Consider the following 14,981-nt stretch of genomic DNA (forward strand, 5'->3'; position numbering starts at 1 on the left):
TTCCGGAAAATGCCCGAAGCCGCGAATATGTGCTATCGCGGTATCAGGGTCAGGTGCGAAAAGAACGACCGCCAAATCCTGTCGAGCACGCGTGCAACAAACGTAGAAAAGCCGTCTCGTGCGACCACAGACGGACCGGGTGTTGTCGCGCATGAGCGTATATGAATGCCTTAGGCAATGTTTCGCACGCAGGTAAGGTCAGGCGTTTTAAAGAAGAATTTCGTCGAAGCTCTCCAATGGGAGATAAAGCGGTACGCCTGACGGCTCCGCACCCTCATCTGGTCGGACAAAAGGATCGGCCGCGATATATGCAGAGAAGTCAGCGCCCAGTGCTTCGGCAAGGTCGGAAATTGCGATCTGGAACGTGCGGTACTCGCCGATCACCAATCCTTCGACAGCTTCGGTGGGCTTCCTCTTCTCAAGTAGATCGCGGATCAGCTGCCCTTGACTCAGCAAATAGGCTGTCGCGCGGAGAGCCTTGCGTTCCGCGTCGAGCGTCGCCACGAGCTTCCAAAATTCGAGCGGAACGTGCGCGCCATCGATCTCTGGATCATCTGGGCCGATGACTGGGCCGGTGAATACACACGCTTTGAACCCTCCCGTACGCGTGCTGTCGAGAATATAATTCTCGAGGCCTTGCCAAAGCTGTTTGCCCTGGTTGAGGCGGGAGTGCTGGGGAGCTGCGTTCACATAGTGAAACGTGTCGTCGTTGGCGAGTTGCGCCTCTGATGGAGTTCCCCAATTGGGGTCCTCGCGGCGGACCATATGACCACGGTCGATTTCAAGATCGGCGTAATTGCCAGCGCGAAGCTGATCTTTTTCATCCAGGCGTCCATCAGTGAACCATTGATCCGCTTCTCGCTTGATCCGAACCGAGTGCTCGCCATCAATGTTCACTGCTGTCATTAACGGTAGCTTGTAGCGGCTCGCATATTTTACCCCGAAATGTGTATACCGTAGCTCGAATGGCTCGTCTGGAGCGTCGCTAGGTGCGGTGAGTGCATGCTGTAGATCTGTCGGCAAGCCGGGCCATGGAGTTGGAGCATGGTCTCCGAGGAATAATTGGTCGAACCCCTTTCGGTCTTTGAAGAAGCTTGCTGGATGTGCACCATCCTTACGCTCTGTTGGCGGGGTACCCACTGCGACGAGTGTGCGCCCACCGCGTAACAACGCCTTGAGGGTTGTCACCCCGACCGCGCTGTTCTCCTTTCCGTAAAGACCCGCAAAATGGAGGCCGACGACCTGACGGTTCTCTAGGGAGATCAGGGGAGAACCGGAATTGCCCCCCAGGCTGGTGCAGTCGTGAGACAGTGTCGAATTGTCGGCGAGGGGGCTAAGTATGAAGCCGGGGGCGAACCGCTTTACGTCATAGAGGTCGCGGAAATAGCGCGCCTGCGCACTGGCATCGTTACGAGAATCATAAGCTGGATAGCCGATGAGAGCGACTGGATCATGGCGCTTCGCCTCGCTCTCGGCAAGGTTGAATGGAGTCGCGAGAAAGGGCGGCTTTACGATTCGCAGCAACGCAATATCGGCGTCTAGCTCGTCCGCAAGATATTCGATACTTTCGATAGGGAGTGTGTGTTGTCTGTCATCCTCAACACTGGTGACTTCCTCGCCGAAATCGATCGCCATCCCGTATTTGGCACCGCTTCGCGAGCGCATGAAGATCGGCTTTCCGCTCACACTTCTACGTGCAACGAGGGACGCGACATGACGATTGGTCACAACGATGAGGTCGTCGCCGCGCTGCTCGATGACCCAACCGGTTCCGCCCCAAGCCATGGAAAAATTAACGAACTCGATCCGGCCGACCGAGGGTAGCCAAGCCTCGGCAGCTTTGATCTGGCCAGGAGTTTCTAGTGGAAATTCGTCCAAAGGCTCGAGTTCTATCCGGCCGTCCCGGATCAAAAGTGGCGGTCGACCGGTTGTCTGGATAATGGCTTCCAATGCCGATAGCGGCACTGCGGATTCAAGGGAGGCGGAACCCGTGGCAATACCTTCAATCGTCTCCGGGGGGAGACTGTCCAAGATTGACTGACCAACGGCTCTTTTGGCAAGCCTTTCAGCAATTCTCTTGCGTATCTCCGGTGTCAATCTGCGCCGCAGTGCTTCTTGATCAATCGTGGACATAATAGCCTCGCCAAATTGGACCGTGACATATGAGAACTGCTAGTGAAGGGATGAACGCCGAGGGCAAGCGGCGCCTGTAAAGAATTGCGGCAACTTCAAACGGATCATGGGCTTGTTGGGCGGCCTTCATCGCAGCGGGATTCCGCTGAATGACGCGGTCGACCAACTCTTTGCCGCTGCCTAAATGTGGCACCCACGCATGGCATTGATCAAATGCAGTCCGAATGGGATCGGAGCTTTCGAGGATGGCCTTTGTTCGCCCCAAAAGGGTCTCATCGAGGGGCATACGGCGTCCCCACAGGCGCGGGGGGTGACCGAAACTCCACTGACCTGCCACGGTACGACGCCAGCGCTCAGCGGAGCGGGCTATAGTCCGCAGGTTTGCATTGCGGGTCACGAAGGCGAGGGCATCAGCCCACTCTGCAAACAGGCCCAGGTCCGCTATTGTGCCTAGTGGATCACCGTCGCGCCAAAGCTGCGGGGCGGGTTCCATCACGCGGGTCAACGTCAACGGGCTGTCTTGGCTCGTCGCAAGAGAAACCGACGCCTGCTCGGCATGAGACAGTATGCCTTGTTCTACTTCTCCGAGCGCAGCGACAAACCCCACATAGGGGGTCAGAGTTGAGATCAATTGCGCTTCTGTCCAATCCGGCATCGGATAGCGGAGATAGACACCTTGGCCACCGATACGCTCACGCCCATAGCCAACCGCTCCGTGCCATGCACCGGAATCTCCCGTGCCCATCCAACGTGCAAGAGCTGCCTCTAAAACGTCATAGGACGTTTCTGAATGAAGTCCCTCGATTGGCGGCTCGCGCGTCGATGCCATGAAAGCCATCGCGCCGCTCTGCCCAAGCATAGCGTCAAAAGCACGGCTATCGACCTTGGACCACGCGTGCTCGTCATCGAGCAAGCTCCTGCCCTTGCCCATTTCAAACCGCATTTCGACCCGCGCAGCAGCCTGAACCGGTGGAAGGTTGACGAGATCCGAGTCGTCATACCCCAGCTTGTCGCGCTCTCGCATTAGCCAATAGGCATCGGACCATCGGCCAGCCCGCCACCAAAGAGCCCTAACGGTGTCCGCAAGCGGGCTCACCGGGTCGATAGGTGCGTCGGCGAGAAAGTGATCAGTTAAGCCAAGGCCTTCGTGCCATTCGCGGCTGGCGATGATCCGCTCAAGTTCGTTGATCAGTTCGCGATCATCGAGACCGCCGCCCGTGGCTGCCGTAAAGCTCGCCACACTTTTACCCGCGGCTTGGCGCACAGCGATCTGCGCACGTTCGGGCAGTTCAGCGACCATATCGCTATCAAAGTACTGAGCGATTTCAGCGGGTATTGCCGGGCGGACCGCTACCCTGCGACTTTGTTGCAGGCGATGATAGAGAGCATCAATCTGGCTAGCAGGGTCGGTGCGTTGGCCGAACCACCGCGAGGCCGCCTTGTCGATGCGATAGCAGACCTTCTCACTTTCCTGATACAGGAGAGGAAGCAGCACCGCGCGCATGTCACGGCGATGACGGACAAAATCGGGATCGCCGGGGTCGGGTTCCACGAGCCAATGCTGACGTGCTAGCGCGGAGAATAATTCCTCTCCCTCAGTGTCGGTAAGATTTGGAAGATCTACCGCTGGGCCTATCACCGTTACAAGCAGCTCGGCACTGATCCGTCGAACAATCAGGCCGGGATCCGCGAGCCTGCGTAGGGTGTCATCCTCAATCCTCGAAAGGAGGATGCGGTACAACATCGCGGCCGCAAGCTCGGGGTGGAGGGATTTATCTGGCAGGCTCTCCGCGCCGTGATTACGAACGATCGAAGTAGCAAGGCGCAACGCTAGAGGATTGCCCTTGGTGCATTTGCAGATTGCCTCGCGCTGATTGCGTGGTATGTGGTGAGCATCGAGGAATTGATCGATAGCGAATTGATCCAACCCATCCAGGTGGATGGCGCTATCTGATGTTGAGATACCGAAGACCTGCTCAGGGGATGACCGTCCGGCGATCAAAATTGAAAAGTCAACGTTGCTCTCGGCCTTTAGGCGATCAAGCCAGTCAATGAGTTGATCCACACGATGGCGCCCGCGAGCGGCCAGCGCCTCGAGCGTGTCGATGACGATCAGCAGCGGGCGCTTTTGGCTATCGAGCGTCAAGCCGATCGTCCTCGCCAAGCGATTCGGAAAGCTACCCTGCCCACCACGCCGCGAACGTTGCATTGCGTCGCCATCGCTGGCGGCTAGAAGCCGCTCTTCATCAAGGACTACTCCGGCATCGCCAACACGATCGACCAACTGACGTGCGACTTCCATGGTTAGCGTGCGCGGGTTATTGGCGTCGAGTCCGCTGCGATCAAAGTCTAACCGCACGATCAACGTTTGCCGTTGGGCAACGTCGCGAGAAATTACTTCCTCGAGGAGTGCCGACTTCCCAATACCGGGCAGGCCCCATATCCAGATCGGTCGCACCGAGCGCGTTTGGTTCTTTCGCTGAATGCGCTTGAGTATGTAAGCGATCTCTCGCGTACGACCATAAAATCCACGTTCTTGCAGCCTGTCTCGCCTGATCTTTCGGACCAGGTTGAGCATTTTGGTGCGCGCGACTGCCAGAACATCAAGGTCTGACAGGACGGCTTTGGCCCGGTCGAGCGCGGTCGCCACGCGCGAGACCAACTCGATATCTTCTGTTTCGTTCAACAGTTGGCGCAGCGATTCTGGCCTGAATTGATCCGTTCGCTCTATTGCACTCAGGAGGTCGCGTGTCGCTTCGTCAATCGGGCCAGTGCGGCGTCGCTCAATTGCAGCGGGCAAGGTGCCGGAATTTTTGAGATTGCGCAGGACGTCTTCACGCTTTGCACCGAGCATGAGCCACTCGGTAGTCTGGTTAGGATTGGTGTCACATGCAAGTGACAGAGCAGATGCGGCGGCCGTCGCGACCCCAACCGATTTAACGCCGATGCGTCGGATCGCCTCGGCGGGATCGAACGGTCCCGACAGGGCGGCATATTCGAGCAAAGCACTGAGCTCGAGCGAATTGCTGGCCTGTAATCGTTCAGCCATTTTCGTCTCCCGAGAACATTGCCTCGATAATTGGCTTCAAGGCCGCCGCAACTATTCTTGCCTGCCAGATTGCATAGCGCCCGTTCACATCGTTGAGCCCGCCAAGGCTTCCTGCGACAAACGCGTCTCGCTGATCCGGTATCATTTCTTTGCCGGCGGCCTTGGACGCAAGCCTCAGCAACTCTTCCACATCAGCGCGCCGAAAATCTGTTAGATAATCGGTCATAAAGCCCACTGGGCCGTCCGGCGGAATGAGGCCCGAACCATACTCGAACCCTGGCAGCGGCGCAGCTTCATATCCGGCGATCGCCAACCTAAGTCGCTTATTCAGCAGTGCGCGCTCAACAAAACCTTCTAGGCAGGCGCGCTGCTCATCATCGAAACCGATCTCAGGTTCCGGATCAATGAATAACCATAATTGCACGTTCGCACGTTCGGCTGCCCTATCCGCTAGATCTGCCGCTCGCTTGCCGCGGTCTGCGCCAACAGCTTCGGGCGCACTTTCGCCGGGAGCGACGCCAGCCCTTACGTCCAGGTCGTCTACCGCGAGACCAAGATCGCGGATACGGCGTATGATTTCGGCACCAAAGTCGCTGGCATGATCATTGATTGTTATCCGGCAGAGCCGTTGATCTGATACACGGGCAACCAGCCCGGCCAAAATTTGATAGGAAAAACCAATCCCCGAGCCATCTGCCCGAGCATCGCTCCGTTTCACACGAATTCCTCGAACCGGTCCCGGTGCAAGCGCAGCGGCATAAGCCTGGAAAAAATCCCGGCGGCCAATGACGAGATCTGCTTTCGCCGTTCCATCGATGGACCACATTTCCGGTGGGGCGATGTCTGCGGCGATCCGTGTCTTAGCCATTGTCAGGAAGCGGCCAATAGGAACGTAGCGGCCCCGCTCGTTGTTCGGGCGCCTTCCCTGGTGAACGCCGATCAGCTTCGCCGTTGTATCAAAACAACCTCCGCCCGATGAGCCGCTTTGGGTCAATATGGTATGGCCGATCCGACTTGTGAGGAGCGGAATTTTTTCCGATGCGCCGAACCCAATCCCGACATCGGCCCCTGCGGGATAATGAACAAGAAAAAGCGGCGTCTTTGGGTAATAATTTGGAGGAGCATCTACCAGTGAAGCGAATCCGAGCTGTGCTCCTGCTGGAGACTCGAGTTGGAGCAATGCAACATCATGGAAATCGATGACGGCATTGTCATTCGCTGGTAGGAACTGTTCGAATTCGCACTTTGAACACGGCGAATTGTCCGCGATCATTGCCCGTAGTCGTCGTCCGTCCGAAAGCTGAACCGAAATGGAGGGATATGGGCCGGTTGGGGCATAATCCAGCGCAGGACCAATGACGTGCCACGCCGTAAGCACCGTGCTTGGCCCGATAAGAACACCCGAGCCTGAAAAGAAACCATCGCGATAAATTTGGCAGCGGAAGCCAGAAGCCTGATCGGCGAACCGTTTAGTGGTTTCGATGGACATATGCGTGGTGTCGATCGGCGGCTCCCCGAGATCGATCGGAACGTTGCGCGCGTGGAGCGCGGTGGCAAATGCTGGCAGGAGTTCACTAGACTTCAGCATAGAAACCCAGAACTGGCCTTGCGGATGACCTAGGGCAGCAGCTGCTGCCCTTAGGCCCGCAGGTGTGAGCAGAAGACCGTCGGCCCCTAATTGGCATGCTTCCAGTGCGTCCGCGGCTTCAGCCGGGAAGTCGCGCACGGCGGCTTCGATATCTTCCTCAGTCCACATTCGGGCTGCCGCGACCAATGTATCGCAGGCCGACGCCTGCTCGGCGCTCTATCATGTTTACGTAAACCCCCGCCTGCCAACATTATGAACGATATTGGATAATATATGACCGATTGGAAAAGAAAAGCCGAATCGGATGTTTTGCACTTGCGATCACCGACGTTCTTCATGCCGTTACTTCATTCCGGCATGTATTCGCCGCGCCATAGGACCACCAGGCCGCGACGCCCGCCCAGACACCCGAAAAGAAGTGCAGACTGTCGTCATCTAGGTCGAGCTTGAACAGCTCGAACAGATTGCCATCCGCATCGAGAAATTGCGGGATATGGCCGACCGGAACCACCAGCATGAAACTAACACAGTAGACGGCACCGAGATAGTACGTACCCAGTTCATCACCGACGCTTTCCGCATGCTGTTTCTACACTCCCAATACTCTATGAGCGGCCTCGCCAAAAGGGCGCATGCTACGCGCGCCGGCTATGCCTTGGTGTGCTGATAGTGGTCTTGGAAGAGCGGCCGTGTGGTAGGGAAAGGAGTCCAAGTTTACTCATCGTGCCTCGCCGATTAATAGTCATGCCGTGGCTCTGTATAGTAATTCAAGATAAAGTCCTATCAGGGTTAAGGCGTTCCCATAGATCCGACCTGCGATGCTAATGAACAACTCCATTAAGAAACATCGGTCGAAGATCGGGCGATTCAGATGGCAAGCGTTCTTCCCGCTCTGCTCCACACCTCTGTGGCTAGAGCGATTACAAGAATGTACCTAAAGCATTTTGCCTTGGACCGGAGGCCGAAGCACTGAGGGGCGAAGGAGAGTCATACCCAATTTGTCCCAGATAACATTTTATGTAAATTAGCTGGTGTTGATGGAACCGTTCCGGGGGGTGATGGAATGCGAATCAAATTCGTCGAGATATCCAATTTTCGCAAGTTGAAGTTGACGCACATCGATTTTGACAAAAAGACGACGATATTTGTAGGCGCTAACAACAGCGGCAAGACCTCTGCAATGGTCGCGCTACGCCTCTTTCTCCTCTCGCCAGCGCGTCTGGCGCTGCGTGATGTGACGATCGCCAACTGGACCAAGATTGATCAGCTGGGAGATGAGTGGGAGGCCGATGCCGACCCGTCGGTCGACTTAAACCTACTCCTCCCTTCACTCGACATCTGGCTCGACGTTCCGCTCAGGGAAATCCAGCATGTCGTCCATATCCTGCCGACGTTGGATTGGTCCGGCGGCTTACTCGGAGTGCGGCTAGCCTATCGCGTCAAAGATTTCGAAAAATTAAAGGTCGAATACCTCGCGCACCGCAGCGCCGCTTGAGATGCATCAATTACCGGCCCGAACGGCGAAGCCTTCAAACTCGCAGTTTGGCCGCGTAGCCTGACTGATTTCTTAGAGCGACGGTTACGGGCCCATCTTGATGTGTCAGCCTACCCGCTCGATCCAGCCGCCGTCACGCTGCCAAGCAAAAACGGTCGCGCGATGCCGCAGACCCTACCCGCGAATGCGCTTGCTTTCGACAATCCGCCTTTCAAGAACCTGATCAAAATCGATGAAATTGCGGCGCAGCGCGATTTCGCCGATGCTGGAGGTAGTGATGGCGGCGACGATAAGGGCGAGGCAACCACCCGCCGGTTCAAGCGGCGTCTGTCAGACCAGCTGCGTTCCTATTACGACCGCCACCTAGATCCTTCAAAAACGCCTTCTGACAAGGATTACGAAGCGCTTGGCGCGATCCAAGCTGCTGAACGCAGTTTCGATGCACGCCTCGAAGCGGGCTTCTCCGCGGCCTTCGAGGAACTCGAGGATTTGGGTTACCCAGGCATGAGCAATCCCAAACTCAAAATCTCGACTCTTCTTCGAGCGACGGATGGGTTAAAGCATAGCTCGTCAGTGCAGTATCAGGTGGCGGACCCGTCGGGTGACGGCACCAAGACGCTCAAGCTCCCAGAAGACTATTCCGGCCTCGGATATCAGAACCTCATCGCGATGGTGTTCATGCTGATGGGGTTCCGCGACGAATGGATGCGCGTCGAGAAAGCGGGTGTGCTCGAAGGCGCCGATGTTTCGCATGAGATTGAGCCTTTACATCTCGTCCTTGTTGAAGAGCCCGAGGCTCATCTTCATGCGCAGGTACAGCAGGTTTTTATCAACAAGGCCTATCAACTTCTCAGGAAGCATTGTGACTTGGGCGACGGAGAAGGCTATTGCACCCAGCTGGTCGTCAGCACGCATTCGAGTCACGTCGCGCATGAAGCGGATTTTGCGAACCTGCGCTACTTCCGGCGTCGGCCCGCGGCTAGCAAGGGAGAGACGCCGACGACCACCGTCGCCAACCTCTCCCACATTTTTGGTGATGGCGACGAGACGAAGCGCTTTGTGAAGCGGTACCTCAAGGCCACGCATTGCGATCTATTCTTCGCCGATGGGATCATATTCGTCGAAGGCCAGGCCGAGCGCATTCTCGTGCCGCACTTTATCCGCCATCACTTCCCTGAACTGTCGCGCCGCTATATAACGCTGCTCGAGTTGGGCGGCAGCCACGTCCACAATTTCCGCGATTTGGTCGATGCGCTTGGAATCGCGACCTTGATCATTGGCGACCTCGACGCGACAGTGGCGACGAAGATAACCGACAAGAATGGTAAAGAAACGACGCGCTGGAAATCGGCGCGCCCCGAGCAAGGCAAAGCGCAGCAAACCGCCAACTCGGTGCTCAAGGAGTGGCATCCCCAGAAGAAGCTGATCGACGAATTGGTTGCGCTGCCAGACAAAGGTCACACATCGACAGCGGGCGGCGACTATGAACTCTATGTCGCCTATCAAAAGCCAGTTAAAGTAGAAGGTGCGGCGGAGGACGACGCCCTTGTCATTCCTCGGACCTTCGAGGACGCACTTATTCTAGAAAATCTCTTTGCAGTGACGAAGGTCGAAGGCTCGGTCACCTCGGCCAAAATTCGTGCCATCGTAGCAGAGAGTCTATCAGGAGACGATCTTGAAGATGAACTGTTCGACTTGCTCAAGACAGCAGAAAAGGCGGCGTTCGCACTCGATTGTCTAATGCTTAAAGATCCTAAAGCTTTGAAGCCGCCGACATATATCGCGGCTGGTCTCAAATGGTTCGAAGCTGCGGTCGGTAAGGATATATTTCAAAGCGAGATTGAGGCGGGGCAAACCAATGATGAGGATTGAAACCGCACCGCCAGACTTTGACGACAACGCAGACGCGCAGATCCAGCAGTGCCTGAATCCCGCCGCTCCTAAGAGCTTCTTCCTCTATGCCGGTGCGGGCTCGGGAAAGACGCGCTCGTTGAAGAGCGCGCTCGATGGGTTTCGCAAAGCTCACGGCGCGGCGTTCCGCCGCTTGGGTAAGAAGATCGCAGTAATCACCTACACCAATGCAGCAGCTGACGAGATCGCCGAACGTGTAGGACAGGATTCTCTTTTTCCGATCTCGACGATCCACAGCTTTTGCTGGCGACATATTGAAACCTATCACGCCGATATCCAGGCGTGGTTACTCAAAACGCTTCCAGCGGACCTCGCCGATTTGCATGAGAGGCAGGCGAAGGGACGAGCCGGCACAAAGGCGGCGCTTGACCGCGAGCGCGCCATCGCTTCGACGACCCGCCGCATCGAATGGCTCAGTGTACCCCGGCGTTTCAGCTACAATCCCAACGGCGACAATTTCGGCCAAGACTCGCTGTCTCATTCCGAGGTGCTGAAAATCACCGCAGCGTTCATCGAGACCAAGCCGTCTATGCAGGCGGTTCTCGTTAACAAATACCCGTTCCTGCTCATCGATGAGAGCCAGGATACGAACAAAGCGCTGCTCGAAGCCTTATTTGCCCTCGCGGATAGGAACGAGGGCAAGTTCGGCATGGGTCTTTTTGGCGACACAATGCAGCGCATTTTTCTTGATGGTCATCCCGAGCTAGACCGCCTGGTGCCCGACGGTTGGGCTCACCCGGTTAAGCGGCTGAACCATCGTTCGCCCCAACGCGTGATCGCGCTCGGCAACGTCCTGCGGGCGCCGATCGATCGGCAGTATCAAGTTGCCCGTGACGACAGTGACGTTGGCGTTGTCCGGCTCTTCGTCGCGTCCAGCGCTACCCTGGACAAGCCGGGGTTCGAGAAACGGGTCCGCGATCGTATGGCAGAGCTTTGTGGCGATACCGCATGGCAAGAGGAAGCTGAGGTCAAAACACTCACGCTCGAACATCACATGGCGGCATCGCGCCGCGGCTTCCTAGAAATGTTCCAGGCACTCGATCAGGACTCGCGCCTTTCGACAGGCCTCCGGACCGGGGACATTGCAGGCCTAAGGCTGTTTACGGAGCGCGTTGCCCCACTTGTCGCAGCCGCGCGTGCGAAGGATGCCTTCGCTGTCATGGCGCACCTGCGTGCGACTTCGCCGCTGCTCAAGCGCGCGGCTATCGTCCAGACTACGACCCCGGACGATCCTCTGCGGCCCATACGTGCAGGGGTGGAAGCCCTGCTCGCTCTCAATCCTGGAAGCCCGACAACCACCTTCCTCGCCGTGCTCGAATGTGTGGCCAAGTACCAACTGTTTGAGATTCCAGCCTCACTGCGGCCTTTTGTGCATGATGATCACGGTCCAGAGAAAACAAGTGCCGAAGCGATCATCGACGAAGAGAAATTGGAACCTGACGACGAAACGGTAGAGGCGTCTCCTGCAAGTCTCGAAGCATGGCGTGCTTTTTTGGAGACACCTTTTCGCCAGATCCTCCCCTTCGCCGAATACGTCAGTGACCGTGGGCCATTCGGAACCCACCAAGGTGTCAAAGGGCTTGAGTTTGAGCGCGTCCTGGTAATTCTCGATGATAGCGACGCGCGAGGTTTTCTCTTCTCCTATGAAAAACTATTCGAAGCCAAGCCGCTGTCGGATGCGGACCGAAAGCATCTTGCCGATGCCTCCGATGGTGGGATCAATCGAACCCGGCGCCTTCTGTACGTCACCTGCACTCGTGCGAAGAAAAGCTTAGCGCTCATTGCCTATACTCAGGATCCAGATGCTGTCGTTGCAGCAGTACTCCGCAACAAGTGGTTCTATTCCGATGAGATCGAGCGACTTTGACCCAGCTGCATGAACGTAAGCCAAAATGGCCCATCGTGGCTGCAGCAGCTAACGCAGCATGATGTTTCTGCGCCGCAACAATTGCGGTGATTGATCCTGCCGACTCACGCAGCGCTACGAAATAGTCCGATATGACCTTCGGTTTCCACCAATTTCTTAACCGAAAGGAGGAGGTCGGTGTGCTGCAAGTTATGATGAAAGCAGGTCCCCGCAACCATCTTTACTTGCTCGGGCCGCAAGTGATGATCAAATCCTGCCCCCGCAACCAAATAATGCAATATGCAAAAGCCCCGCGGTCTCCGTGGGGCTTTTTTGCGCTTACAGGGCAGGGCATTTCTTCACGCATCCCCCCGCGGTGCGCTCGTCGGAAGGACTATCGAGCGGCATCTTTAACTCGATATGCGGGCACAGGTCGTTCGTTTAAGCACCAGAGTTGGTGCCGGAGAGGTTGGTGTAGAACGTCTGCGGGCGAACTCCATTGAATGCTTCCCCCGCAGTTCTTGTGAGACTTCAAGCCACGCTTCTTGGTCGGCTGTGTGGCCGTGGATGGTCAGTTCCGCCGATTTGCCGTCCGCGGATGGCGCGAGCGCTCCTTTCAGCACCAACTGTCGGGCGATTGATATGCAGTTTTCCTCGACACCAGGCTCCCGCGCTCACAGGGTGGTCTTGACGGCGGAGATCGCACCTTTGGGCACTCCGGCATTGAGGGGCGGGGTCGCGGCGTAGCGGGTGTTGAGGGCGCTGCCGGCCAACTGGCTCATCAGTGACAGGCGTCTTTGCTTCAGAACGTTCAACAATCTCATTGAGCGAGGGAATGACGGCATGCTCGGCCATAATGAGTTACGCAATCTTTCGCGCTCGCCCATGGCACCAACTGTCAAGGGCGTTGAAGCCAATGCTTAGATGGTTGCGAATCCGGGAACATGCCGAAACTCGGAGCCAAACATCTTTCCAAACAGCAGCCGCCCAATCGAAGATGCGAAAATATTCGATGCACCTCCCAACGCCTTGCATAGCTGTCGGGTCCGATAGTGCGTGAGCTATTGAGACCCGTCCGCTGATGTAATGCATCACGTTGCCCGGGAGGACATTTTCCTGATGTCACGGCTGATGACGGCTTCGATGTTCGAAAAAATCATTCGGAAATATAATTTCTACGGGAGAAGTGCAGTCGCTTAGGGGCGCCGACGTCCGGACATCAAAAAATACATATATTTCAGTGGTGTTGAGGCTGTTTTGGGTTGGAACTTCATGTTGGTCCAATGTAACCCCAAAACCTTTTGCGTGTGGCAAAAGCCTATCTCAATAGTTCCCTTAGTCGCGGCGTTGCGAAGTCGAGAAATGTCCTGAGTTTCAGTGGCATCAGGCCCTTCGATATGTGGAGGAGATGTACCGGCGACGCCTTCGGTTCGAACGTCTCCAACAGCGGCACCAGCAGGCCGGCATCAACGGCCCACTTTGCCTGATAGGCCATGACGCGTGTTATTCCGAGACCGGCGGCTGCGGCATCGACCGCTGCTTCTGCCGTGTTGACGGAAAGGCGCGTTCGGATTGGCACTTCGATTTCCTTTGCCCCGTCGCGGAACGTCCATAACCGCGTTGAGAGTACTCCGCTGAAGGCAATGCAATCGTGGTTCTTGAGGTCGTCAGGATGCAACGGGCGGGAGTGCCGCTTGAGATAATCGGGATTGGCGTAGGTCGTCGTGCGGATCGAACCCAGACGGATCGCAATCAGGCTGCTGTCTGAAAGTTCGCTGATGCGCAGAGCAACATCGATATGATCGTCAGCAAGGCTGATCATTCGGTCACTCATCGTCAGATGAATGTTGATCTCCGGAAACGCTTTCAGGAAATCCGTGATGATTGGCAATACATGCAGGCGGCCGAAGACAATCGGCGCCGTCATGGCAAGGTCTCCCTTTGGCGCGGCGTATTCTCCGGCGGCGCGACGTTCAGCTTCGTCTACCCGCTCGAGAATCTCACGTGCCGCAGCGACATAGTTCTCGCCGGCCTCAGTGAGTATGATCCGACGGCTGGTGCGAGTGAAAAGCCGAACACCGAGATGGGCCTCCAGCTCGGTGAGCTTGCGGCTGACCGTCGGTAGTGGCGAATGCATGGCGCGCGACGCGGCTGAAATGCTGCCATGTTCCACCACAGACAAAAGAACTGCCATGGCATCGAGACGATCCATACATAAATTCCAAAAAACGAGAGGGTGCCTACGGAATTGGCAGCCTACTACAAAAATATGGATACCACTAATTCTCTCCCATCACCGGATGAAGCTGTCCGGGTCGAAAGGGAGCCAGCCATGAAACTCTACCATTTTCCTCTATCGGGCCATGCGCACCGCGCTCGCCTCTTCCTGTCCCTGCTCAACGTAAATGCCGAGATTATCGACCTCGACCTGGCAAATGGCGAGCACAAGACGCCTGAATTCCTGAAGCTCAACCCGTTTGGTCAGGTGCCGGTGCTGCAAGATGGGGATGTCGTCGTCAATGATTCCAATGCAATCCTCGTCTATGTTGCCACGAAGCTTGGCCGCGAGGATTGGTTGCCGGAAGACCTCGTCTCTGTTGCGAAGATCCAGAAGTGGCTTTCCGTCGCGGCCGGAGAAATTGCCTATGGTCCGTGTGCTGCCCGCCTGATCACGGTTTTCGGGGCAGACTTCCGGGCCGATGAGGTGATCGCACGCGCCCACCGGATTCTTGGCCTGATTGATGCGGAGCTTGAAAATCACACCTTCATCATCGGTAACAAACCGACCATCGCGGATGTCGCCCTCTACAGCTACATCGCAGGTGCTCCGGAAGGTAACGTCGATCTGACACCGCATCCGCAGGTTCGCCAGTGGATGGCGCGGATCGAGGCTTTGCCCGGTTTCATCGCTCTTCCAAAAACGCCCGTCGGCCTTGCAGCCTAATGTGACACGCAGCCG

At 56.5% G+C, this 14,981-nt stretch carries 10 protein-coding genes; 4 read left to right on the plus strand and 6 right to left on the minus strand.

All coding sequences use genetic code 11. The features are described from left to right. Nucleotides 1-207: 207 nt before the first annotated feature. The 4 genes from QZ869_RS11675 to QZ869_RS11690 all read right to left on the minus strand — a co-directional run bounded on the left by QZ869_RS11675 (nt 208) and on the right by QZ869_RS11690 (nt 7,287). Nucleotides 208-2,133, minus strand: coding sequence for a DNA/RNA non-specific endonuclease (locus QZ869_RS11675; RefSeq protein ID WP_296104793.1), 1,926 nt, complete (start codon nt 2,131-2,133; stop codon nt 208-210). Next, nucleotides 2,120-5,182, minus strand: a complete 3,063-nt coding sequence (locus tag QZ869_RS11680; RefSeq protein ID WP_296104796.1) for an ATP-binding protein — start codon at nt 5,180-5,182, stop codon at nt 2,120-2,122. The genes QZ869_RS11675 and QZ869_RS11680 overlap by 14 nt, the downstream gene beginning before the upstream one ends. After that, nucleotides 5,175-6,938, minus strand: a complete 1,764-nt coding sequence (locus tag QZ869_RS11685; RefSeq protein WP_296104799.1) for a serine protease — start codon at nt 6,936-6,938, stop codon at nt 5,175-5,177. The genes QZ869_RS11680 and QZ869_RS11685 overlap by 8 nt, the downstream gene beginning before the upstream one ends. 166 nt (nt 6,939-7,104) lie before the next feature. Next, nucleotides 7,105-7,287: a hypothetical protein gene (locus tag QZ869_RS11690; protein ID WP_296104801.1), complete on the minus strand. Its 183-nt coding sequence runs from the start codon at nt 7,285-7,287 to the stop codon at nt 7,105-7,107. A 546-nt stretch (nt 7,288-7,833) separates the two neighbouring features. Between QZ869_RS11690 and QZ869_RS11695 the strand changes: the two genes are divergently transcribed. From QZ869_RS11695 to QZ869_RS11705, 3 genes are all read left to right on the plus strand, one after another. After that, a complete protein-coding gene (locus QZ869_RS11695) occupies nt 7,834-8,265 on the plus strand; it encodes an AAA family ATPase (RefSeq protein WP_296104804.1) in 432 nt (143 codons plus the stop codon). A 102-nt stretch (nt 8,266-8,367) separates the two neighbouring features. Continuing rightward, nucleotides 8,368-10,137: an ATP-dependent endonuclease gene (locus QZ869_RS11700; protein ID WP_296104807.1), complete on the plus strand. Its 1,770-nt coding sequence runs from the start codon at nt 8,368-8,370 to the stop codon at nt 10,135-10,137. Further along, complete coding sequence (locus QZ869_RS11705; protein WP_296105061.1) at nt 10,127-12,043, plus strand: UvrD-helicase domain-containing protein; 1,917 nt, start codon at nt 10,127-10,129, stop codon at nt 12,041-12,043. Before QZ869_RS11700 ends, QZ869_RS11705 begins: the two co-directional genes overlap by 11 nt. Before the next feature lie 653 nt (nt 12,044-12,696). On the opposite strand, the gene QZ869_RS11710 is transcribed toward QZ869_RS11705, so the two are convergent. Then, nucleotides 12,697-12,837, minus strand: coding sequence for a hypothetical protein (locus QZ869_RS11710; protein WP_296104810.1), 141 nt, complete (start codon nt 12,835-12,837; stop codon nt 12,697-12,699). Between the two features lie 503 nt (nt 12,838-13,340). Then, the gene (locus QZ869_RS11715; protein WP_296104814.1) at nt 13,341-14,234 is read right to left on the minus strand and encodes a LysR family transcriptional regulator; all 894 of its coding nucleotides are present in this window, start codon (nt 14,232-14,234) and stop codon (nt 13,341-13,343) included. Between the two features lie 120 nt (nt 14,235-14,354). Here QZ869_RS11715 and QZ869_RS11720 point away from each other — a divergent pair, with 120 nt between their 5' ends. Continuing rightward, the gene (locus QZ869_RS11720) at nt 14,355-14,966 is read left to right on the plus strand and encodes a glutathione S-transferase family protein (RefSeq protein WP_296104817.1); all 612 of its coding nucleotides are present in this window, start codon (nt 14,355-14,357) and stop codon (nt 14,964-14,966) included. Nucleotides 14,967-14,981: the final 15 nt, after the last annotated feature.

The organism is uncultured Agrobacterium sp. (genome assembly GCF_913777885.1).
In the GTDB taxonomy this organism is placed as follows: Bacteria; Pseudomonadota; Alphaproteobacteria; order Rhizobiales; family Rhizobiaceae; genus Agrobacterium.